This window comes from Acinetobacter sp. YH01024, assembly GCF_013420195.1.
Classification (GTDB): Bacteria; Pseudomonadota; Gammaproteobacteria; order Pseudomonadales; family Moraxellaceae; genus Acinetobacter; species Acinetobacter amyesii.
This window is the reverse complement of record NZ_VOYQ01000001.1, coordinates 219,637-242,096: the sequence shown is the minus strand read 5'-3', so window position 1 is coordinate 242,096 and position 22,460 is coordinate 219,637. Positions and strand designations below refer to the sequence as shown.

The following is a 22,460-nucleotide window of genomic DNA, read 5'->3' as shown; positions in this document are numbered from 1 at the left end:
TGAGTTTATGTACGAGTCGTGGTGCCGTACATGATTTCGAACTCTTCAAACGTAACTTGAATCAGATTCCTGCAGGTGCATTTATCCTTGCGGATAAGGGTTATCAGGGAATTTATACAGTGTATCCGAATAGCTTGTTGCCATTAAAAGCAAAGAAGCACTGTAAACTGGATTCCGAACTAAAAATCTATAATCAGGAAATCAATAAAAGAAGAATTGGAATTGAGCATGTATTTGGCAGTTTGAAAACCTTCAAAATTCTTGCTGAGCGATATCGCAATCGAGGCAAAAGACTAGCATTGAGATTCAATCTAATTGCTGGAATTTATAACTTGGAGCTGAGTGAAAAATGACTTATGAAAGAAATCTATTCTAAATTCATATTCCCGCAATTTATTTTAAGCTTTAATGCCAATGAAAATTATTATATAAAAATAACTATTTTAATAATGATGAAGAGTTATTTTCATTAAAATCTAGCAAAGCAGAAGTTAATTTTTTAAAACAATTATCAAAATTTTCAAAAAGTTTTAACATCTTGTTTGAAATTTCATCAATGTCTTGAACGTCATCAATTTTAATAGTGTTACCTTTTAAAAACTTGGAGTATTTTTTACCAACATCAGTAGCATTTTTTTGAAATGAAATTTGATGAAGTTTTTCATTTTCTGCAACATGTTTTATTAAATTAATTAGATTTAATCTATCTTTGTAATTACTTAAAGGGCCTACTTCCGCAAATAAACGAAGTTTTCCTGACGTGTTTTCATCATGATTGATTTCAATCCAACATGTAACTGGATAAGTTAACCACCATTTTTCACAACCTCGCCAATTATACTTTTCCGCACCTAAAGCATTAAACCATTCTGTGGGTAAAAAACAAAAAAGACTGCTATTGCTCCAAAATTTTGAAATTTTTATTTTATTCTTAATTGTAAGATGATTTTTATCTTCCCAATTTTCACCCATTAATTCATCTAATGCTAGATTGAATTCATTAGATGTTCCATGTTGCCAAATAAAATCAAAAATTTTATGATGTTGTCTATAAATCGATTTAGCTAGTTTTTCCATTTCTTTAGCTTTTTCGCTCATACCCGCTGCTTCTTTTATAGTTTCAATATAGTGTTCAATAAAAATTTTAACTTGATATGATATTGATGAATTCTCAATATCTATAATTCTTGGTAAAATTTCGCATATACTATCGTAACCAATAGTGGCATAAGAAAGATCTTCAGGTTGTTCATCATATAATGTTAAAAATATACCTTTAATTTTGATATTGGGGAAGTCATCTCTATAAATATATTCAATTTTATCTATATATTTTTTTAATTGTCCATTATGTTGTTTTGATTTGAATTTATTTTCAAGGACTATAGCAAAATTATTTTTTGTAGAAAGTATTAAAATATCAATATTATTCCATTCTCGCTTTATTTCAATATCGCGTAACTCAGCTTGGATAATATCTATTGAGGATAATCCACCTTTGACATATTCCCCTTGTAATGCTTTTGCAAGGAAAGATTTTAAAAAACGGTCTCCTAGACCATGTGTTTCTGAAGGATCTAATAACCATGCTAAGATATTAGAATGTCTAATTTCTTGGTTAGACATTCTCATAACTTCAATGGGGTTGAAACGGTTTAAGTAGGCTTGAATTTGGTCTAGCGAGCTATTGTTTACTAATAGTTTTTCAAAATCATCGTAATTGATGTTTAAAGTTGTATGTGACATAAATCCTGCTTAAATTTTTTTTTACCTAAATTTGTGAAATTAAAAATTAAAATAGGTAATTCCCCGACACCTTCACATAATTCTGCGCTGAATAAGGCAAGAACGCTTTTTCTTTATCTGTTAAAGGTCGAACTTTCTTAACAGGACTACCGACATATAAATAACCACTTTCAAGAACTTTATTGGGTGGAACAAGCGAACCCGCGCCTATCATCACATCATCTTCAACAATTACATCATCTAAAATAATCGTACCTATACCGACTAAAACACGATTACCAATGGTACAACCATGTAATTTCACATGATGACCAATCGTCACATCTTCACCAATAATCAGTGGAGAACCTTCAGGTTTATCGGCTTTTTTATGACTCACATGCAACATTGAGTGATCTTGCACATTAGAGTTTTTACCAATACGAATATGGTTTACATCACCACGAATCACCGCAAATGGCCATACCGAAACATTTTCAGCCAATACAACATCGCCAATCACCATGGACATTTCATCAATATAACAAGTGTCATGAATACGTGGGGATGTGTCTAAATAAGGGCGGATGTTTTGGCTCATAGGTAAGTCATCTACAGGTTTTTAGGCAGTATAAAATAAAAAAGCACCTAGACCGAAATCTAGATGCCTTCACTTTAGTCTTAATATCAAGTTTTCATCAAATTTAGAATAAGTTGCTAAAGAATTGTTTGATGTGATCAATCATTTTTGCAAAGAAACCAGCTTCTTCGACATTTTGTAGAGCGACAAGTGGTTTTTCAGCAATGACTTTGCCATTAAGCGTTGCAACGTATTTACCAACCACTTGACCTTGTTTTAAAGGAGCAGTCAATTTAGGTTGAACAACCAATTGAGTTTTAATGGCGTTCGCTTCGCCTTTAGGCATTGTCACGTTAAAGTTTTCAGCTAGGCCAACTTGAACTTCATTGTCTTTACCGTACCAAACTTTTGCTTTTGCAAGTACTTGTTTAGCAGGTTGAACTTTAACAGTTTCAAAGTTTGCATAACCCCAAGCTAAAATTTCACGTGTTTGTGATGCACGCTCGTTCATGCTTGGCGCACCAAAGATCACTGAAATTAAACGTAAAGGACCACGTTTAGCTGAAGTCGTTAAGCAGTAGCCAGCTTCTTCAGTATGACCAGTTTTTAAACCATCTACACTTGGGTCAGTATAAAGCAGGGCATTACGGTTGCCTTGCTTAATGCCATTGAACGTAAATTCTTTTTCAGAGTAGATCGGATAGTATTTTGAACTGTCATGAATGATATGTTGCGCAAGAGTCGCCATATCTTTGGCAGTCGAGAAATGTCCTTCAGCTGGCATACCTGTCGCATTGATGAATTGAGTATTCACCATGCCAATACGTTTCGCTTCTTGGTTCATCATGTGGGCAAAGGTGCCTTCATTGCCAGCAATATGTTCTGCCATAGCTTTAGAAGCATCGTTACCCGACTGAATGATAATGCCACGTAACATTTCTAATGCAGTTGCAGTACCGTTGAGCGGAACGTACATACATGACTCAGTGCTGCTGCCGCGACACCAAGCCGACTCATTCATACGTACTTTTTCATTTTCAGTTAGTTCACCGCTTAATAACTTTTGCTCAATGATGTAACTGGTCATCATTTTTGTCATTGAAGCAGGAGCTAATTTTTCGTTTTCATTTTTAGAAGCAAGGATTTGCCCTGTCTCATAGTCCATCAGCACATAAGATTTATTATTTAATTCAGGTGGTGCAGAAAGGACAGTTGCCGCGAATGAAAAACTAGGTGCAAGTAGTAATGCGGCAAGGGCGGTTTTTCGGGTCATTCTGGGTGGTTCCAATAACTTAGGTATAAGCACAAAGAGCCTAGCATTTTAGGACAAAGCTAGGCGGACTGCTATGGGGTGCAAGCGCTTATTTTAAAAGTATTGTAACCAATTGGTATTATTTGCTGTAAGCAGTCAATTCTTTGCAAATCATACCATTTTTTTTGTCACCAGCTTTCTTCGCATCAGACTGCGCTTCTTTTAAAGCGTCTTTAAAACTTTTTTGTTTGCTGAGCTGTTGTAAGGCATTTACAGGGTTCTTTTCATTCGGCATATATTCTTTGGCTAATTTTGCATAACCCGCTTCAAACTTCGGCTGATCTTTGTCATTCACCAGTTTTGGACAAACTTCAGAAAGTACATAAATAGCTGCAAGTTCTTGACTGGTCACTTGAGGTGTAGGAGTCACTTCAATTTTTTCATCTGCGGCATGTGCAGACATGGTGGTGAACGCAAAAGCAGAAAGGCTAAGGGCACAAAGAGATTTTACAAAAAAGTTTTTCATTTAAATAACCTGTTAAATAACCTAAAAGATATCAAATAGCTAAAATTTATTAGCCAAGCTTAATCATATTTTGGGTAGAGATCAGTAGAAAATTGTATTGAAGCTGTTTAGAAATCAATACATTGTGAAAGAAAAAAGGATGAGGCTATAAGCGTCATCCTTTTTTGGCAGGTTTGATGCAATTAGGACTAACCTATTGAGAGGGCGTCCAAATCTGAATGATCAATTAACCTTCATAATTTAAAACGTCATCACAAACTGATTTTTGTTCAGCTTTATCAGTTTCTTTAGCAGCTTGACGTGCTTCTTCAAGAACTGATTTATATTCGCTGTCAGACTGTAGTTTTTCTAAAGTCATTGATTTATCAGAATAATCAGCAAGATATGTTTTAGTGAGTGCTTGAATGTTGGCATCAAATTTTGCATTTTGACCAATAATCGCAGGGCATACTTCTAACATGACTTGTGCAGATGCAATATCTTCTTTTACGATGGTATTGGCTTCTTCTTGAGTGAAGTCATTGTCTGCGACCACAGTTTGAGTCATGCAAGCTGCTAGAGCAAAGCCCAATAAACCACGAAGTGCTACGGTTTTATTCATTTTGTACACACACATTAATGCTGGATGTTGAAATGTAAATATATATAATTATTCATATATTTCAATAAAATGTTCTTGCGAGTCATTTTTAATTTTTTAGTAATGGAAATTTAGTTGTGAATATATTAATTGCCAATGATGATGGCGTTTTTGCTCCCGGTATCCAAGCTTTAGCACATGCATTGCGTCCTCTCGGTCGTGTGGTGATTGTTGCACCTGAAAGTGAACGCAGTGGTTTTTCAAGTGCACTGACTTTAGATCGACCATTACGACCTGTCGAAATTGCACCAAATATGTGGGCGGTAAATGGCACACCTGCGGACTGTGTGTATTTATCAATGAATGGTCTGTTCGATTTTGAATTTGATTTGGTGGTGAGTGGGATCAATAGCGGCGCAAATCTGGGTGATGATGTGCTGTATTCAGGGACGGTCGGTGCCGCATTTGAAGGTCGTCTAATGAAACAACCTGCGCTAGCCGTGTCTTTGGCTGGGCCGAATGTGCGTAGTTATAACAACCCTGAAGATTATGCCGTAGCTGCACAATGGGTGCATGACTTTATTGCCAATGGCTTACCTGCGCTACCTGCACGACATATTTTTAATATCAATATTCCAGATGTCGCTGAACTTCAAGGCACTAAAGTGACCTATCAAGGGCGACGTTTACAGTCCAAACCGATTACCAGTCATGTAGACCCGCGTGGTCGTCAAGTCTATTGGATTGGATTGGCAGGCGAGGCAGTGGCAGAGCCTAAGAAAGGCTTAACGCATATCGAATCAGACTTCTTTGCAGTTGCAAATGGTTATGTCAGTGTAACGCCTATACAAATGGATGCTACAAACTATGAGATTTTGAATAACTTGCACTCAGAGTTATCTAAATCTTAAGTATTAATGTTATAACTTTGTGAAAATGGTTATGCCGCAACTTTTTTAGAGTGGATTTTTGCTAATCTTAGCCCATTCATAATGACTATACTTGAATTATTAGTGAGGAAGATGATGTCCCTGGTGTCACAATATCGCGTTATTGCCGCTCCTGCAGCATTATTTAAGACCCTTGTTTTATCTGCTGCGGTTGTTACGACTTTGGTCATGACTGGCTGTGCGTCAAAACCACAAATTAATAATGCGACCCGTTATGCGACTGCTCCGGATTATTATACAGTTCGTTCGGGAGATACTTTAAGTGGCATTGCCGCTCGCTATGGTTTGAGCTATGTCAGCATTGCAGAAATGAACGATATTGCGCAGCCTTATCGCATCTATGTTGGACAATCCATTCGCCTTAAAAATGGCGGCTCACGTCGTACAACGTCTACGCAAGCCATGACTCAAGCGGCACCAATTCAACGCCAAACGATTGCAATGCCAACGCAAACAGCACCCGTGACACAAGCTTCAACCACACCGTCGACAGTGACGCGAACTACTGTACCAACTCCTGTGGTCAGTTCATCTAGTTTACGATGGGTGAGTCCAGTATCACGTCCTACGGTATTACAAGGTTATAACTTAGCATCGAATGTGAAAGGAACACGTTACGCAGGCAATACGGGTGACGCTATTTTTGCAGCAGCTGATGGTCAAGTGGTCTATGCAGCCGATGGTCTTAAAGAGTACGGCAATTTAATTTTGGTGAAGCACATTAATGGCTATATCACCGCATATGCACATAACAGTAAAATGAATGTCAAAAGTGGTGATACTGTGAAAGCAGGGCAGCAAATTGGTGAGATGGGTTCATCGGGTACAAACCGTACGATGCTTGAGTTTCAGGTGCGTTTAGATGGTAAACCAATCAATCCAACTGCAGTTTTACCAAATAATTAAATATATAATGCAAAAGCAAAATATCCCCGTATAATACAATGAGTTGCTTTTATCGAAAGATGAAGCTTCTCATAAGTTTATGAGGGAAATTTATGTTAGATCAACTTCGAGCAATGGGTGTCTTTGCTTGCGTTGTGGAAAAAAATTCGTTTAGCGGTGCTGCTCGTGAGTTAGGTATTACCACGAGTGCCGTGAGTCAGCAAATCCGCTCACTAGAGCAGGATATGGAAGTCATTCTTTTACATCGTTCTACACGTAAGTTAAGTTTGACAGAAGCTGGACAAGCTTTTTTTCATAGTTGCCAAGAGATGCTATCTGCCGCAGAGCGCGGCAAAATTCGTATCAATGAACTTCGTGACGACTTAGTCGGTGAATTACGTATTGCATCAACACCAGAACTTTGTGCGAATCATGTGATTCCTGCATTGTCACATTGGATGTCGGCACATCGTGGTTTATCCGTTCATCTAGAAGCAGATAATCAATATATCGACTTAATTGATGGACGCATTGATATTGCGCTACGAATGAGTTCAAAAATTGATGATCAACAGTTTCATGTGGTGCCATTGGCACATGTTGAACAAGTTCTCGTTGCTGCACCAAGCTATATCAACCAAACCAGTTTAATTACACGACCAGAAGATTTACAAAATCATGATATGGTTCAAATAAATTTGGTTAAAAACTTTCAGCATTTTGCATTTGAAAATGCAGTGACGAAAGAGCAGGTTGCATTGGATGTGCATTCCCGATTTACAACAAATAATGTATTTGCTGCAAAAGCAATGTGCCAACAAGGACATGGCATTGCAAGAATATTATATCTAGATACGCAAAAAGACTTATTAAACGGTTCTCTTGTTGAAGTTTTACCAGAATGGCGCTTACCATCATTCACTCTATATGCTGTGATGTCTAAACGTGATCAACAGCCTACCAAGATTCATCGTTGCCTAGATGCATTAAAATTGTATTTCAGTCAATTACCAGGCGGACGTGTATACCAAGAAGCCTCATAAAAACAATAAAGCTTGAAAAAGTTATAAAAAAAAGCCGCAATTAGCGGCTTTTTTTCTTTCGGCATAAATTAGGCTAGAAAGTTTTTCACCATTTTAACAATGCGTTCAATTAAGATATCCGCTTGTTCTTTATTGATGTTTAGCGTAGGTAATAAACGAATCACAGAGCCTGCTGTTACGTTAATAATCAAGTGATGCTCATCACGTGCAATATTCACAAGTTCGCCACATGCTTTTGGTAATTCAATGCCGACCATTAAACCAAAACCACGAACAGTTACGTTTTGATCGGCAAGTTGCTCTGTGAATTGCTCAACAAGGTACGCACCCATATTTGCAGCATTTTCAACAAGGTTTTCTTTTTGAATGGTATCAATCACGGTATAAACCACACGTGAACCTAATGCTGTACCGCTATAAGTTGAACCGTGGTTACCCGCTGTTAAAACGCCAACACCACGACCTTGAGTCATGACTGCGCCGATAGGGAAGCCATTACCTAGACCTTTTGCTGTAGTTAGCACGTCAGGAATAATATTGGTGTGTTGATATGCAAAGTATTTACCAGTACGGCCGTTACCTGTTTGCACTTCATCAAGCATCATTAACCAGTTGTGTTGGTTACAGATACGACGAATATCTTCTAAATAGCTAAAACCTTGAGGAGCAGTGTTGACGCCACCTTCGCCTTGGATCGGCTCAACCAAAATCGCTACGATGTCTGGGTGGTGAATTGCAGCTTCTTCAATTGCTTCGATATCACCGAAAGGCACACGAATGAAACCTTCAACCAGTGGGCCAAAACCTTCCTGAACTTTTTTGTTACCTGTTGCAGATAATGTCGCCATGGTACGACCATGGAATGAATGATCAGCAACAATAATTTTAGGGCTTGCAACACCTTGCATATGACCAAATTTACGTGCAATTTTGATTGCACCTTCATTTGATTCTGCACCACTATTTGAGAAGAAAACTTCTTCCATACCCGCAACTTCAGCTAATTTTTGCGCAGCAGCCGTTTGCCAAGGCACTTCAAATAAGTTACTGGTATGAATGAGGGTCGCTGCCTGTTCAGCAATTGCAGCTGTAATTGCAGGATGTGAGTGACCTAAACCACAAACAGCGATCCCTGTCAGTGCATCTAAGTATTCTGTGCCATCTGCGGTATACAGGTGAGCACCTTGACCTCGGACAAAGCTGATCGGTTGGCGGCCAAATACTGGCATCAAGTGCGATGGTTGATCAGTTTGTACTGGGGCAAGGGTAATGTTATTCATGACTAACTCTAATTTGTCAGGTGATTGAAATAATATAGAGGAGACGCCATATATATATGAGCATCAAGAGGTCTATATAAGCAAAATATGGCTCAATTGAAAAGCTGAAATGTAAATAAAACGTGAAATATTGCTTTAGTCATATTGTTTTACTCAGTTTTGGGTATAATGCGAAGCAGATTTATTGAGGATATATCAATGACTGAACAAGCACGCGATACAGAAGCGTTAATTCGTGACCAAATTGCTAAACACGCAGTTCTACTTTATATGAAAGGCACTCCACAGTTTCCACAGTGTGGTTTCTCTGCGCGTGCAGTAGAAGCGCTCAGTCAAATTGGTCGTCCGTTTGCTTATGTAAATATTCTTGAAAATCAAGATATTCGCGCAACTCTTCCACAAATTGCAAACTGGCCGACTTTCCCACAATTATGGATCAATGGTGAGTTGATCGGTGGTAGCGACATTATGCTTGATATGTTCCAAAAAGGTGAATTACAACCTTTAGTTGAACAATATAGCCCAGCTCCTGAAGCTTAATTGGATGTGTATTTGATGATTTTAATCATTGGATACAGATAAAAATAGCGCCTTTAAGGCGCTTTTTTTATGACTTAATTATCTAAAAAGTCTGGGGTTATGCGTTTTTCCACCATTTCAAAGGCATTTAAAGCACAATGAGTGGTGGAAAAATCAACAAATGAATAAACTCATCGAAGATTTATGACGGATTGTCTTCAGTCGGACTTTCCTCAATGACTTGCTCATTTTCAGCAGTACTGTCTTGAGCTTCAGACTTCTTTGCCTTTTTATCTTTGTCCTTTTTAGACTTCTTCTTTTTTTTCTTTTTCTTTGGCTCTTCTTCCTCAAACTCAGCACCGTCTTCAATCGCTTGCCAGTATTCAAGTTGCTCCATGACAGCAGCGTAGATTGAGCCTTTGCTATAACGACCTTTTTTATCAAGAGTGCCTACTGGACGCGCCATCAAAATTTCTAGAGCTTGGTCAATGGTATCTATGGCGTGAATATGGAATTGACCTTGTTGCACAGCTTCAATCACATCTTTGCGTAACATCAAGTGCTGCATATTTTGGCGTGGAATAATCACACCTTGCTTGCCTGTTAACCCTTGTAATTTACATGCATCATAGAAGCCTTCAATCTTGGCATTTACACCCCCAATCGGTTGAACTTGACCCAATTGGTTCATTGAGCCAGTGATTGCCCATGATTGATCGATCGGTAATTGGCTAATAGCGGAAATAAGAGCTGAAAGCTCTGCAACAGTTGCGCTGTCGCCATCTACTTGGCCATAGCTTTGCTCAAAGGCAAGGGCAGCAGAAAAATGTAAAATTTGTTCACGACCAAAGTGTGCCTTTAAGAAACTCGACATCAGCAGGACGCCTTTGGCATGTAAAGAACCACCAAGTTCTACACTACGCTCGATATCTAAAATATCGCCGCCGCCTTGATAAACCGAAGCCGTTAAGCGTGACGGTAAACCAAATTCAACATCTGCATATTGAATCACAGAGAGGGCGTTGATCTGCCCGAATCGATGACCTTTGGTTTCGATTAACTGTGTACCGCGACTGAGATCTTGCCAATACAATTCACGTAAGTAGCCTAGACGGTATTTACGATGATCAAGAGCGGTGTTGATATGTGTTTCTGTCACCATTTTATCGCCAGCGAGGGCTGCATGATGATGTGCTTCACGAATCAAATCACCTAAGGTGAGGGCATGTAATGACAAAGAGCTTTGATCTTCAGCTTGACGACTTGAATCAGTTAACAGTGCTGCGAGAGCCGTACGGTCAAACGGCAGAAGTTTATCTGTTTGCACATAGTCAGCAATCAGCTGCATATATGCCTGCTCATTAATGTCATTACGTTGTAATGTATCGGTAAAATCGGCACGAATTTTAAAGACACTGCCAAGTTCAGGTTCGAGTTCTAAAATATCGTAATAAATATCAGGTTCAGCAAGCAGGATCACTTTGATATTTAAATCAATGGCTTCTGGCTCAATCGAAATACTGCCTGTTAGCGTGAGCATGTGTTCAAGTGAAGACAGCTTTAAATGTCCTGATTTTAATGCACGTTTTAGACCTTGCCATGCATAAGGCTGTTCTAAAAGTTGTTCAGCTTCCAAGATGAGGAATCCACCATTGGCCTTATGTAATGCACCGGGACGGATTAACGTAAAGTCTGTGGTGATGGTGCCATTTTGGGTCAGTTGTTCGACATGACCTAGCAAATTGTAATGGGTTGGGAAATCTTCAAAAATAACTGGCGCACCAGCATTTGGTTTGTGTGAGGCGATAATGTTAGCTTGGTAGCGAGATGGCACGCGGTTAAATAGGCCAGGTGTAAAGTCATCTTCTTCTTGCTCAAGCACAAACTCAACATTTTGAATGATGTCATCTGCATATTGCTTCAGATAATCTTCCAAGCCTTCAACCATGCTGAATTTATTTTGAATTACATCAATACGCGGCATGACGACTTGTTTAGCAATTTCACGGTTTAAAACCTGAACTTTATCGCGTGCGTCATCTTCAAGATCACCAAGATGTAGACCAAGACGTTCAAGTTTTTTATCCATATAACGGACGTTTGACGCAATTTCAGCACGTTGTTTGCTGCTTAAAGCATTGATGTCTTCTTTCGACATTTCTTGGTATTTGTTATCTACTAAGTGCATCGGAACGAAACAATGATCATCATCCTGAGAAATCAGTTTAAGATCGAGCTCTTCACCTTCTCGGGTTAATTCAACTAAAGCAAGATGTTGTTCATCACCAGCATGTTGGCGAATCATTTCAATACGATTGTGATAGGTTTCTGCGGTGAAGCGACGTTCAAGCTGTTTTAATATGGTTTGCCAACTTTGATGTAATAACGCTTGGAACTTTGTCGCTTGACCAGAGGGAAGTTTCAGCGCAATCGGTTCGCGCGGAAATTTAAAATTATTGACATAGACCCAGTCTGAAGGCGTTGGCATATTTTTAGCGTGTTGTTGTAATAAGCGCTTAATCATGGTGCGCTTACCTAAGCCTGCGGTACCTACAGCAAAAATGTTATAGCCTGAATAGGGTAATGCAATGCCAGCCTCGACCGAAGCTCGGGCACGATCTTGTCCTAAAAAGTCATTAAGTGGTTTGATCCGCTTGGTAGACGTCGGTATTTTTTTGAGTTCAGGTGTATGCGTCAGCTGAAGCGGCTGCAACTGGGTTTTAGTTAAAGTATTCTGTATTTCGGGTTGATCAAAAGCGCTCTTTAGTGTCGTTACTGTTTCTGCTAAGTTTTTTGTGTTGGTTTCATTAATGGTGGTTGATAAAGAAGAGTGAATTTGTTCAAGTCGCTGGGTCACTGTTGAATCCAAAAAACTAAAGAATAGAGATATGTAATTAAGGTATACAGGTTTAATGCCAAAGATCAAGCAACAGCATGCGAAATATCGATAAAATAAAACAATGATTTCATAAATGTTGTTGAAACCGTTGTCATTAAGCGCTTGAATAGCAACATTCGATTTTGACAAAAATAACTGAGTCATGACAACACAAGCTTCAGGATGGAAATCTGCTTTTACTGCATTTTTAGACCGACGTGCGCTGATTATGCTTTTTCTTGGCTTTTCGGCCGGTATTCCAATTTTACTGATCTTTTCCAGTTTATCGCTTTGGTTAGGTGAAGCAGGAATTGATAAAAGTGCAGTAACTTTTTTTAGTTGGGCTGCACTTGGCTATTCGTTTAAGTTTGTTTGGGCACCCTTAATTGATGAGTTGCCTGTACCATTTTTAACCAAACAACTCGGACGTCGCCGTGCATGGTTGTTGATCGCTCAGGTTCTCATTATCTGTGCAATTTGTATCATGGCATTTTCAGACCCAGCTTTAGGGCAAAGCTATATTTACCAAATGGCTGCTGGAGCCGTATTACTTGGTTTTTCTGCCGCAACGCAAGACATTGTGATTGATGCTTATCGTATTGAGTTGGCAGAAACTGAAATGCAGACCGTTTTAGCTTCGACCTATAATGCAGGTTATCGTATCGGCATGATCGTGGCAGGTGCAGGGGCGTTATTTTTGGCTGCATATTTAGGCACGGCCAAAGGTAACTATATTTATGAAGCTTGGAAATATACTTACCTTGCAATGGCTGCTGTGATGGTTATCGGTATTATCACAACTTTATCGATACGTGAGCCGCAAGTTGACCGTGTACAAAAGCATTATAAACGGACCGACTATTATCGTTTAGTCGCTGTATTCTTTGCTGCGGTGGTTGCCTTTGTCTTGAGTTATATCTATTCAGGTGTAGCGGTTGAAAGCTTGAAAGAGCAGTGGCAAATTTCAGACTCATTCGCCTTGTTCTGTTTAGAGGCTGTACGCTTTATTGGTTCAGCTGTGGTTGCTTTTGGTGTCGGTTCTGTTTTAGTGAAATCGGGTGCTGTAAATAAGCAGATGGCATTTGAAACTTGGGTTAATCCAGTTGCAGATTTCTTTAAGCGTTATGGTCTAAAACTGGCTTTAGTGTTGTTGTTACTTATTGGTTTTTACCGTATTTCCGATATTATCGCCGGCGTCATTTCTAATGTGTTTTATCAAGATTTAAACTTCACCAAAGAGCAGATTGCCGAAGCTGTAAAAGTCTATGGTGTGATATTTAGCTTGGTTGGTGGCTTCCTTGGCGGTTTGCTAGCGCAGCGCATGAACATTATGAAATTGATGTTTGTTGGTGCGATTTTAGCAAGTTCAACAAACTTGATTTTTATCGGTCTGGTCAAATCAGGTCAGCCATTGAGTGATGTCACTGTCAATGTAGCAGGGCAGCAATATACAGCGACGCCGGATGATACGGGTGCTTGGGCAGTTCAAATTCCAAAAGCAGTCTTGGCTGCAGATCAAAATATTAAAGTCAGTGCGGATTATCAGTCTAAGAATCAACATCCAATACAGGTGAGTTTGCCGTATCTGAATAATGCTTTTGCAAACTCAGCAATGATGTTGTTGCCAGTGACTTCAGATAACACGATTTCAGCTCAAGAGACTGCAAATAGTATCGTGGTCCGTGGACAATACTTGGCAGGCGAGTTAAAAGAAAATCAAAAAATTCAAATTATTTTGGATGCTAAACCATTCGACGCGAAGCTTGATAAAACCGGTGTTTTTAGTGCTGCGATTCCAGGGCAAGCGCTTGAAACAGCAAAGCAAAAAACATTAACGGCTCAACTGCTAGAAAATGATGTAGTGAAAAAAAGTGTCGATTTAACTTATCAAGTGAATACATCGGCCAATATGTTAGGTGTACTTGGTGTTGATATTCAACCGATTAATTTGGCAAGTGCTGAACAGGAAGTGGATGTCAAAGGTAAGGTCATTAAGCCTTATAGTTCGCTTTGGTTATATTTCGCGATTATTGTTGATAACTTGGCATCTGGTCTTGCAGGCGCGGCATTTATTGCATTTTTATCGAGCTTAACCAGTGTTTCTTTCACAGCTGTTCAATATGCCATCTTTAGTTCATTAATGACTTTAACCCCTAAAATTTTAGGTGGTTACTCAGGTACGATTGTGACCAATATCGGTTATCCAAACTTTTTCTTGATGACGACTTTAATTGGTATTCCGATTTTGATTTTAGTGGTTTGGGTCGCCAAGCTATTGAAAGAACATGAACAAAAATCCAATTCATAATTTAAATTAAAAAAGCCCATTCAATCTGGACGGGCTTTTTTATTCTAAGCTTATAAATAGCCTAAGCATATCTGCGGTTTTGGACAAGGATATTTGAAATAAGCAGGTATATGCGTTCTAGACTTAAATTGAACTTTGCTTGTTAAATCCCTATAGTATTCAGACATAATGATAGATTTAGGAAACTCGATTATGCGCATGCTGCATACCATGTTACGTGTAGGCAATTTAGAGCGTTCATTGGCGTTCTATACTGAAGTACTCGGTATGACTTTGCTTCGTAAGCGTGATTATGAAGAAGGTCGTTTTACTTTGGCATTTGTGGGCTATGGTGATGAAGAAAATCATACCGTACTTGAGTTAACGCATAACTGGGATACAGATAGTTATGAATTGGGTAATGCTTATGGCCATATCGCTATTGCTGTAGATAACGCATACAAGGCTTGTGAAGAAATTAAAGTACGTGGCGGAAACGTGGTACGTGAAGCAGGACCAATGAAAGGTGGTGTGACCGTCATTGCCTTTGTTGAAGATCCCGATGGCTATAAAATTGAGTTGATCCAACAAGACTCAAATGCACGAAATAATTAATCTGCAATTATTCATTTAAAGTCATATGTAATGCTGAGTATTCTTATTTATAATTTTTTTTGCGTTGAGCTCACTATCAACGTTTAAAATAATGAATATATCGGAGAAAAGCTGGCTTTATTTACATGGCCCAGTAAGATGAAATTTACTCAATGGTAAATTTAGCTTATTGGGCATTTTTTTTTGCCGATGAGCTTTAAAGGGAAATTTGTACAGGATGTTGTTATGCTGAAAATGTTGGCTTTGGATCGTTTTACCATTCTACTTTTTGTAATGGTCATACTTGCGACTTTTTTGCCTGTTAGTGGTCAAGCTGCAGAAATCTTTGGCTATATTACCACGGCTGCAATTGCCATTTTATTTTTTCTCCATGGTGCAAAGTTATCTCGTGAGGCTGTGGTTGAAGGCATAATGCATTGGAAGTTACATGCTTTAGTTTTTGCTTTTACCTTTGCATTATTTCCATTATTGGGTTTAATGGCGAAACCAATCCTCGTGCCGATGTTAGGGCAAGAGTTGTATTGGGGCTTTTTGTTTATGTGTTTTTTACCTTCGACAGTACAGTCTTCTATTGCATTTACTTCGGTAGCACAGGGTAATGTTGCTGGCGCAGTCTGTAGTGCATCATTTTCAAATATTATTGGGATGTTTATTAGCCCAGTGATGGTGGCCTATTTTATTCTTGGTCAGTCACAACATAACTACGATCCGACAGCATCTATTATTCAAATTACGCTGTTATTACTGATTCCCTTCATTTTAGGGCAGCTCCTCCGTCCTTGGGTGTTTCCTTATATGAAGAAAATGCCAAAAATCGTGAAGGTATTTGATCAGGGCTCAATTTTGATGGTGGTCTATGGTGCATTCAGTAGTGCAGTGGTGGCAGGGCTATGGCATCAAGTGAGTGGTATGACCTTATTCCTATTGATTGTGGCGTGCTCAGTTCTATTAACGATTATTATGTTATTGGCGTTATATGTGCCACGTTGGTTGGGCTTTAGCCGAGCTGATCAAAAGACGATTTTCTTTTGTGGCTCTAAAAAAACCTTGGCGAGTGGCGTGCCCATGGCACAAATTTTATTTATTGGGCAGCCGATGGGGATGATAGTTTTACCGATTATGATCTTTCACCAAATTCAGTTGATGGTCTGTGGTGTGATTGCCAACCTTTGGGCAAAACAAAGCCGTGGGCAAGAATAAGGGCGAGATGAATACGTTCTTTTAAAATACCTTATATAGATGAAAAGAAAATAATTATGAAAATTAAAAAAGGCTTTTTCATTTTATTCTTGGGGCTGAACACAGTCGTTCATGCTCAAGAGGATTTATCTTTAAATAGTAACCGTGATGTCATTGAAAAAATGCCGCTCATCAGCCTACAGCCCATGCTAGATTTTTGTCGTGATCGACAACCACAGATGAATACGGAATTAGATCAGGCTTATCAAACTGCAAAACTTAAATTAATTGCTGCAGTTCAGGCTATCCGTTTTAAGGGTGTAGAGCCATTAAAGGCAAAAGATATTGATCTGTCAGTCGATGCACAATTTAAACAGCAGCTTGAAAGCATGTTAGAGGGCATGAGCAGATCATTACAGTCAGTAAATGCTACGACGTTTTGTTCTGCATTTATTGAAAGATTAAATCATTTTGATCAAGCCCAATTTCAGCGTATAGTCGAATTACAATATCAAAAATATTTAGAACAAGCTCAACCTAAAGAGTAGAGCGATTCAGCCTTGAATGTCTATTTATTAACAATAAAAAATCAGCTATAATTTGCCCCAACTTGTTGTGCTTAGCTCTGACGGTATCCGTCTCGGTGGGCCAAAAGAATGGTCTGTTATGGTGTTGGTCTGCTTTTTTAAGCCTTCCTTGTAGTGATGCAAGAGTGATCAATTGCGATGACAGCTAAACCTTCTTAAATCTTAGGAGTAATCGACGATGCGCGCCGATATTCACCCAAAATATGAAACTTTAGTTGCTACATGTTCATGCGGTAACGTAATTGAAACTCGTTCAGCTCTTGGTAAAGAAACTATTTACCTAGACGTATGTTCTGCTTGCCACCCATTCTACACTGGTAAACAGAAAAGCGTTGACACTGGCGGTCGTATCGACAAATTCAAACAACGTTTTGCTGGTATGTCACGTTCTATCAAACGTTAATATCCAAAACGAAAAAACGGGCTTTATGCCCGTTTTTTTGTGCCGATAAAAAGATAAACCTTAAATCGGTAATGTTCAGAACTTTATTGGTCCTGAACATCGATGAGATGGTCGAGTTTCTTCTGGAAATAATCGCCTTGAATAAAGCGAGCCTCAACATTCCAAGCATTGGCAAACAGGGTCATGTCATTTAATTCACGTAGCATGATTTCAACAGTTTTGATTTCATGATAAGTGGTAATTTTTTCTTGCAGCTCTTGGCATGACTTGTCGTTTGCAAGCATTTGGGTCAAGCTTGAATCTAGTGTTAAGCAGTGAACATCCATTTGACGTAATAATGATTCACTAAACATCGAATGACCAAAATTACGTAAAGCCAGTTCGGCACCATTTTTACGAAGTTCAACAAATGCTTTTTGAGCGGCATCAATATTGAGCTGAATGTCTTCTTCTGCAAATTGTAAAATCAGTGGATTCTTCAATTTACTACGAATAATCGTAATGAGTTTTGAAATAAACTCAGGGAAGGTGCGGTCGTTATATAGCACTTCCTTGTTCAGGTTAACAATTAATTTAGCTTCAGGGAACTGAGTGATGAAGTTGTGTAGCTGTTTACACGATTCAACCAAGATCCAACGATCCAATTTAATGGATAGCTCTGAGTCTTCAGCCAATTCACGTAGTTGAGCGATATCTTTCCATTTATTTTCAAAAATAAAGCCGCTGGTTACTTCATAAGTATAAAGATGAGAATCTTCTTTATCATACAGTTGTTGATATTTAAGATGAATTTCACCGCGTTCTAAGCAGTTGCGAAGGGCCTTAATAACAGGAGCTTCATCACTAACGACAATCGGCGCAATTTGTGCTTCTGGTGTACCAAAATCCAAACTTGGTATATCAATTTCTAATGGAATAGTTAAATCGATTTCAGGTGCTTGTTGGTTGGTTGGTAGCGCAGTATTAAAGGCTTTCGCAATAAAGGTATCAAAATGTGCTTCATCACGAATATTGCTGTCTAAAACACTGTATCCTATGCGTAAATTTAATGGATAAGTTTCATTGTTTACACTGAGTAATTGAGGTTTGCTCAGGGTGTTAAGACCAATCAACTTAGACTCAAGTTTGAGCTGATTATCCGCTTGGAATAAGGCAACGATTGCACCATTATCTAAACTAAATAATGGAGCATGAGTCTGATCTTTCAAGAAGTCTTTAATATTGGTGAAATAGCTCTTATAAGTATTCCAATCTTTTTGAAAAATCGCATCAGAACAAGAAGCCAATGTAAATAGAACCAATGCATTTACATTAGCAGGTTGCTGGCCAATGGTGCGGTTGAGTTGTTGAAATGCTTTTGGTTTTTGTGGGCTAGCTTCAACTGGAGCGTTGCTTACAGCATTGCTGCTTTGACTGCCAATTTCAATTGCGAGCTGTAAAGCATCTTCTTCAGCCGCGGCAATAAATTCGAGTTTTAGTGGGTTTTGCCCAGCCACTGCGATATTTTGCGAAACAAGATCAAAACGTCCTAAGTCGAGCTGTCCTTGACTGATTTTTTTAAAGCGTTGTTTAAAGTCATTGAGGTCAGAAGGTTGTAATAGATCGAGCAGGGGCAGACCAATTACATCATCTTCATTTTTTAGACCAAATAAAGTGAGATATTCAGCATTGGCTTGAATATGAATACCTTCTTGAATCACTGCAACCGCTTTACGACTATCTTCAACTAAAGACTGAGTTTGGATTTGAGCTGTTTCGAGCTCTTCCATTAAATGTTGTTGAGATTGTTGTAGGCGACTAAAGGATAAAGCACGGATTAAACCAAAATAGAAACTCTCAGGTTCAGCAATATCGACAATGTCATAAATCCCTTTTTTGACTAAACTTGCATATTGTTCTGCTTGATAGTCTTCGGGTTTAAGTAAAATAATCGGTAAATTCGGTTGGCTCGATAGTTGAACTAAACTTAAAGCTTGTTCATATTTTAAATCATAAGCACGTCCAAAAATGATCAAGTCCCAATTGAGATTCAGCTGTTTTTCGAAATTTTGTAAATCATCAAGTAATATGGCATGAACTTGATGTTCGCTGTCTGTCAATAAATCACGTATCTGGTTAAAACGTATTTGATTATCATCAATAATGAGTAATCGAGTTTCCGTACGTTTTAGTTTTTTGGATAGTAATGGATTTCTCACTTTAATGCTTCCCATAAGTCGTTATTTTTGATCTCATTGCTCTGTTTCGCAATATAGTCTTTAACGACATTTTCTTGCTCTTCATTCAATAATTCATATTCAAAGCGAATAAAGCTTTGTGTCACCAACTGCGCTTTGGTGAGATAGACTTTGATGTCTTCTTTGCCTAAGCGAAGGTGGATCGTTTGTTTCTCTCGGAAGAGATTTGCCCCAGGTAAAATTAAGGTCGTAGACACTTGATCAAGTTGTGTGGTCTGTACCAATAAAGCAGGTTGATGATTTGTTGTATTGCGGTCGGTACGAATATGGGCTGAACATGGATACAAATCTTGAGCCAGTACTTCGAGACCCAATTCCAAACTTTTTTCAGTCGATTGTTTGATCCAACGAACAACACCGCCACGCCATTGGCTTTGAGCATTTTCTTGGATCAAAATAAATTCGCCGGTTTTTAAATTGGCTGGGGTAGGGCCAGTCCATTTAATGCGATAACCATTCACACTAATATCTAATACGTCAGCAGTATGAATCTGTTTTGCTTCACGATCTAGCGCTTTCGCATTAGTCATGCCTGTTGGCATATTTGAATCATGCGAATTGACAAAAGAGGCTTCATTGTGGAATTGATAATTGCCTTCCAAATCTAAAGTTTCGTGGAAGTTTTTACCTTTAGAGAGATAGAAATGCGCCACCATTAAGCTAAAGCAAATATTAATTTGCGCAGAATATTCATAACGTTCATGACGGCGTTCAGTGTTGTTGGTCAAAATATTATGAATATGGAAATATAGCGCTGGAGTTAAAAATAACTTTTCATTTTTAGATAAATAATTGGCATTTCTAGTTTGCGTTTCGGTCAAATGATCGAGCAAGTTTTGCGTTGAAATGTATACATTGGCTTGATAAGACCGATCTTGTTTTGAGTTATAAATCGGTGGGTGATCTTTTTTCGTGTCTACAACATAGCGTGAAAGCGTGGTTTCTTTCGGTAGGATTTGAACCAATTTTGCCCAGTCAAAGCTACATAAATACAAACCTTGGATTTCAGCAGGGCGAATCTGATGATTATTGAAAATATCTAATAAGATTAATTGTGCATAAGCTTGAGCAATATTTGCAATTTGATGTTGAGTACCCAGTAACTGATTGACATTACTTTGATAGAAATTGTGTTCAATGGCACATTCAATCAGTTGATGTGCCGCAATCCATTGACCTGCAGTCGGGGTGGCATACAACATATGTTGTTGATACAACAATAGTGTCAGTTGTTGCAGTGCATAGTAAATCGACGCAATTCGAGCGGTTTGTAAGCTTTTTTTATGGCCGAATGAAAAAATCGAAAACTTTTGTTGATTAAGCTGCTGATTACATCGTTTGGCAATATCAATATAGATTTTGGCAAAGTGACTGCGTAAAAGCATCGCCAATTCAATGATTTGGTCATTACGATCCGTGGTAATGAGGCTTTGATTGGTAAAGTGTTTTTCTAAGCTTGTGAGCACACTTTCCATAGTCGGATGTAAAATTTGAACCAAATCAAAACGTAACATCTCTTGGCATTTCAGCTCGGAGATTTCAAGTAAGGCATTGAATAAAGCTTTAGATGAGGTACCCAATTGTAAAATTGAAATACCGTTTAACCACTCTTGCAGACCTTTAGCATTGGTCGGACAAAAGCTTAATTTATCCAGCTTTAATTCAGTCGGATTGTAAAACGTATCTGAAGTATGCGTGGTCATCTTTATTATTTAACTCAAAAAGTTGAAGCCCCAAAAAGCGGTGTCTTGTTTTTTTCGCCCGCTATTTCCCGTACAAGTTTAGGAACCAAATAACCAGGTAGGTTCTCTAAAACTTTTTTATAAATTAAATCAATATCCTGAGCTGGTGTATCAAAATGATGAGCACCTTTTACTTTATCCAGAACATGCAAATAATATGGCATTACACCTGCGTCGAATAAGCGGTAACTTAAATCGACTAATACTTCTGCAGAATCATTAACCCCTTTTAATAAGACTGCTTGATTCAGCACGGTGATTCCTTGTTTGACAAGCTGTTGAAGCTGGCTGCACGTGAAGTCATCTAGCTCTGATGGATGATTTGAGTGTACCACTAGAATAATGCGTAGCCTACTGTTTTTTAAAATAGAAACCAGCTCTTCGTCGACACGGTTGGGGATTACGATAGGAACTCGTGAATGAATTCTCAAAAATTTAATTTGTGGCAAAGTCGATAAACGTTCAATCCACACTTGAAGTTTACGATTTGATAGTGTGAGCGGGTCTCCACCACTTAAAATCACTTCATTAATATCGGGTTGTTGTTCAATATATTGTTTAATGTTTGCCCAATCGTCATTTTTAGGCAGGTTTTCTTGGTAGGGAAAATGCCGGCGGAAACAATAACGGCAATGGACCGCGCAGGCACCGGTTAAAGTCAGTAAAAAACGAGACTTGTACTTATGTAATACCCCTGGCTGTTGGTTAGCCTGCTCTTCACCTAAAGGGTCGGTGACAAAACCGGCGTGTTCTTCAAGTTCCAAATGATGCGGTAGGACTTGGAGTAAAAGCGGATCAAGCGGATTACCTTTTTGCATTTTTTCGACAAAAGCGCGCGGCACACGTAGGCGAAACTCATCTGCTGCGAACTGAGCACCAGATAATAACTGATCATGCGAAAGTTCTAATACATCGAGTAATTCTTGAGGATTTGTAATCAAATCACTCAATTGGGTTTGCCAGTTTTGCTCTTGAAATAAATAGTTTATCATGCCGATTGTTTAAAAAATGCAGAAAGGTGAGTAGGGAATATTGCTGAAATTAATGCGTCGAACTTTTAAGTGTAAGCTGAAATAATTCCGATAAAGCTCACAACGGATGAAGCCTACGAAACATTTATTAAGTTTCAGTAAACAGCAATTTTACCTGTTTGTGGGCATTGTATAAACAAAGTTCTTTAATGTCTGAGTGT

General features: G+C 38.6%; 20 protein-coding genes. 10 read left to right on the top strand and 10 right to left on the bottom strand.

Annotation, left to right across the window (positions count from 1 at the left end):
- The coding region (locus FTT88_RS01270; RefSeq protein ID WP_180116717.1) for a transposase family protein at positions 1–353 on the top strand (353 nt) is incomplete at its 5' end.
- An 85-nt stretch (positions 354–438) separates the two neighbouring features.
- On the opposite strand, the gene FTT88_RS01265 is transcribed toward FTT88_RS01270, so the two are convergent.
- From FTT88_RS01265 to FTT88_RS01245, 5 genes are all read right to left on the bottom strand, one after another.
- Positions 439–1,746: a PD-(D/E)XK nuclease family protein gene (locus FTT88_RS01265; protein WP_180173654.1), complete on the bottom strand. Its 1,308-nt coding sequence runs from the start codon at positions 1,744–1,746 to the stop codon at positions 439–441.
- A 46-nt stretch (positions 1,747–1,792) separates the two neighbouring features.
- The gene (locus tag FTT88_RS01260) at positions 1,793–2,326 is read right to left on the bottom strand and encodes a gamma carbonic anhydrase family protein (protein WP_180173653.1); all 534 of its coding nucleotides are present in this window, start codon (positions 2,324–2,326) and stop codon (positions 1,793–1,795) included.
- Positions 2,327–2,429: 103 nt separating this feature from the next.
- Positions 2,430–3,578: a D-alanyl-D-alanine carboxypeptidase PBP5/6 gene (gene dacC / locus FTT88_RS01255; protein WP_078191838.1), complete on the bottom strand. Its 1,149-nt coding sequence runs from the start codon at positions 3,576–3,578 to the stop codon at positions 2,430–2,432.
- 118 nt (positions 3,579–3,696) lie between these two features.
- Positions 3,697–4,083 carry an MCR_0457 family protein gene (locus FTT88_RS01250; protein WP_180173652.1) on the bottom strand — a complete coding sequence of 129 codons (387 nt, stop codon included), beginning with the start codon at positions 4,081–4,083 and terminating at the stop codon, positions 3,697–3,699.
- A gap of 226 nt (positions 4,084–4,309) precedes the next feature.
- Entirely contained in the window at positions 4,310–4,684 is a 375-nt protein-coding gene (locus FTT88_RS01245) for an MCR_0457 family protein (protein WP_168377836.1), read from the bottom strand.
- Between the two features lie 116 nt (positions 4,685–4,800).
- Here FTT88_RS01245 and surE point away from each other — a divergent pair, with 116 nt between their 5' ends.
- The 3 genes from surE (at position 4,801) to FTT88_RS01230 (ending at position 7,541) form a co-directional block, all read left to right on the top strand.
- Positions 4,801–5,574: a 5'/3'-nucleotidase SurE gene (gene surE, locus FTT88_RS01240; RefSeq protein WP_078190173.1), complete on the top strand. Its 774-nt coding sequence runs from the start codon at positions 4,801–4,803 to the stop codon at positions 5,572–5,574.
- Positions 5,575–5,688: 114 nt separating this feature from the next.
- Entirely contained in the window at positions 5,689–6,519 is an 831-nt protein-coding gene (locus tag FTT88_RS01235; RefSeq protein ID WP_180040634.1) for a peptidoglycan DD-metalloendopeptidase family protein, read from the top strand.
- Positions 6,520–6,611: 92 nt separating this feature from the next.
- Positions 6,612–7,541: a LysR family transcriptional regulator gene (locus FTT88_RS01230; protein WP_078190171.1), complete on the top strand. Its 930-nt coding sequence runs from the start codon at positions 6,612–6,614 to the stop codon at positions 7,539–7,541.
- 68 nt (positions 7,542–7,609) lie between these two features.
- On the opposite strand, the gene FTT88_RS01225 is transcribed toward FTT88_RS01230, so the two are convergent.
- On the bottom strand, positions 7,610–8,821 hold the full coding sequence (locus FTT88_RS01225) for an aspartate aminotransferase family protein (RefSeq protein WP_111884225.1): 1,212 nt from the start codon (positions 8,819–8,821) through the stop codon (positions 7,610–7,612).
- 198 nt (positions 8,822–9,019) lie between these two features.
- Between FTT88_RS01225 and grxD the strand changes: the two genes are divergently transcribed.
- The gene (grxD, locus tag FTT88_RS01220) at positions 9,020–9,361 is read left to right on the top strand and encodes a Grx4 family monothiol glutaredoxin (protein WP_067762767.1); all 342 of its coding nucleotides are present in this window, start codon (positions 9,020–9,022) and stop codon (positions 9,359–9,361) included.
- A gap of 181 nt (positions 9,362–9,542) precedes the next feature.
- Here grxD and FTT88_RS01215 read toward each other — a convergent pair whose 3' ends face one another.
- Complete coding sequence (locus FTT88_RS01215; protein ID WP_373886698.1) at positions 9,543–12,176, bottom strand: Lon protease family protein; 2,634 nt, start codon at positions 12,174–12,176, stop codon at positions 9,543–9,545.
- 205 nt (positions 12,177–12,381) lie between these two features.
- Between FTT88_RS01215 and FTT88_RS01210 the strand changes: the two genes are divergently transcribed.
- The 5 genes from FTT88_RS01210 (at position 12,382) to rpmE (ending at position 17,289) form a co-directional block, all read left to right on the top strand.
- Positions 12,382–14,526, top strand: a complete 2,145-nt coding sequence (locus tag FTT88_RS01210) for an MFS transporter (protein WP_180173650.1) — start codon at positions 12,382–12,384, stop codon at positions 14,524–14,526.
- 192 nt (positions 14,527–14,718) lie between these two features.
- Entirely contained in the window at positions 14,719–15,120 is a 402-nt protein-coding gene (gloA, locus tag FTT88_RS01205; RefSeq protein ID WP_180173649.1) for a lactoylglutathione lyase, read from the top strand.
- Between the two features lie 225 nt (positions 15,121–15,345).
- Complete coding sequence (locus FTT88_RS01200) at positions 15,346–16,320, top strand: bile acid:sodium symporter family protein (protein ID WP_180173648.1); 975 nt, start codon at positions 15,346–15,348, stop codon at positions 16,318–16,320.
- Positions 16,321–16,376: 56 nt separating this feature from the next.
- The gene (locus FTT88_RS01195; RefSeq protein WP_180173647.1) at positions 16,377–16,847 is read left to right on the top strand and encodes a hypothetical protein; all 471 of its coding nucleotides are present in this window, start codon (positions 16,377–16,379) and stop codon (positions 16,845–16,847) included.
- Positions 16,848–17,064: 217 nt separating this feature from the next.
- Positions 17,065–17,289 (top strand): 50S ribosomal protein L31, encoded by a 225-nt coding sequence (gene rpmE / locus FTT88_RS01190; RefSeq protein WP_078190165.1) that lies wholly within the window; start codon positions 17,065–17,067, stop codon positions 17,287–17,289.
- Positions 17,290–17,372: 83 nt separating this feature from the next.
- Here rpmE and FTT88_RS01185 read toward each other — a convergent pair whose 3' ends face one another.
- From FTT88_RS01185 to epmB, 3 genes are read right to left on the bottom strand one after another with little or no spacing between them, the layout of a single operon-like run.
- A complete protein-coding gene (locus FTT88_RS01185) occupies positions 17,373–19,502 on the bottom strand; it encodes an EAL domain-containing protein (protein ID WP_180173646.1) in 2,130 nt (709 codons plus the stop codon).
- Positions 19,484–21,229, bottom strand: coding sequence for a GTPase (locus tag FTT88_RS01180; RefSeq protein ID WP_180021984.1), 1,746 nt, complete (start codon positions 21,227–21,229; stop codon positions 19,484–19,486). The genes FTT88_RS01185 and FTT88_RS01180 overlap by 19 nt, the downstream gene beginning before the upstream one ends.
- Before the next feature lie 14 nt (positions 21,230–21,243).
- On the bottom strand, positions 21,244–22,260 hold the full coding sequence (gene epmB / locus FTT88_RS01175) for an EF-P beta-lysylation protein EpmB (protein ID WP_180004886.1): 1,017 nt from the start codon (positions 22,258–22,260) through the stop codon (positions 21,244–21,246).
- Between the last annotated feature and the right edge of the window lie 200 nt (positions 22,261–22,460).

Excerpts from the sequence above, each read along its gene's own strand:
- FTT88_RS01265 (WP_180173654.1), bottom strand. The coding sequence starts at position 1,746 with ATGTCACATACAACTTTAAACATCAATTACGATGATTTTGAAAAACTA.
- FTT88_RS01260 (WP_180173653.1), bottom strand. The coding sequence starts at position 2,326 with ATGAGCCAAAACATCCGCCCTTATTTAGACACATCCCCACGTATTCAT.
- dacC (WP_078191838.1), bottom strand. The coding sequence starts at position 3,578 with ATGACCCGAAAAACCGCCCTTGCCGCATTACTACTTGCACCTAGTTTT.
- FTT88_RS01250 (WP_180173652.1), bottom strand. The coding sequence starts at position 4,083 with ATGAAAAACTTTTTTGTAAAATCTCTTTGTGCCCTTAGCCTTTCTGCT.
- FTT88_RS01245 (WP_168377836.1), bottom strand. The coding sequence starts at position 4,684 with ATGAATAAAACCGTAGCACTTCGTGGTTTATTGGGCTTTGCTCTAGCA.
- FTT88_RS01235 (WP_180040634.1), top strand. The coding sequence starts at position 5,689 with ATGTCCCTGGTGTCACAATATCGCGTTATTGCCGCTCCTGCAGCATTA.
- FTT88_RS01230 (WP_078190171.1), top strand. The coding sequence starts at position 6,612 with ATGTTAGATCAACTTCGAGCAATGGGTGTCTTTGCTTGCGTTGTGGAA.
- FTT88_RS01225 (WP_111884225.1), bottom strand. The coding sequence starts at position 8,821 with ATGAATAACATTACCCTTGCCCCAGTACAAACTGATCAACCATCGCAC.
- grxD (WP_067762767.1), top strand. The coding sequence starts at position 9,020 with ATGACTGAACAAGCACGCGATACAGAAGCGTTAATTCGTGACCAAATT.
- FTT88_RS01210 (WP_180173650.1), top strand. The coding sequence starts at position 12,382 with ATGACAACACAAGCTTCAGGATGGAAATCTGCTTTTACTGCATTTTTA.
- gloA (WP_180173649.1), top strand. The coding sequence starts at position 14,719 with ATGCGCATGCTGCATACCATGTTACGTGTAGGCAATTTAGAGCGTTCA.
- FTT88_RS01200 (WP_180173648.1), top strand. The coding sequence starts at position 15,346 with ATGCTGAAAATGTTGGCTTTGGATCGTTTTACCATTCTACTTTTTGTA.
- FTT88_RS01195 (WP_180173647.1), top strand. The coding sequence starts at position 16,377 with ATGAAAATTAAAAAAGGCTTTTTCATTTTATTCTTGGGGCTGAACACA.
- rpmE (WP_078190165.1), top strand. The coding sequence starts at position 17,065 with ATGCGCGCCGATATTCACCCAAAATATGAAACTTTAGTTGCTACATGT.
- FTT88_RS01185 (WP_180173646.1), bottom strand. The coding sequence starts at position 19,502 with ATGGGAAGCATTAAAGTGAGAAATCCATTACTATCCAAAAAACTAAAA.
- FTT88_RS01180 (WP_180021984.1), bottom strand. The coding sequence starts at position 21,229 with ATGACCACGCATACTTCAGATACGTTTTACAATCCGACTGAATTAAAG.
- epmB (WP_180004886.1), bottom strand. The coding sequence starts at position 22,260 with ATGATAAACTATTTATTTCAAGAGCAAAACTGGCAAACCCAATTGAGT.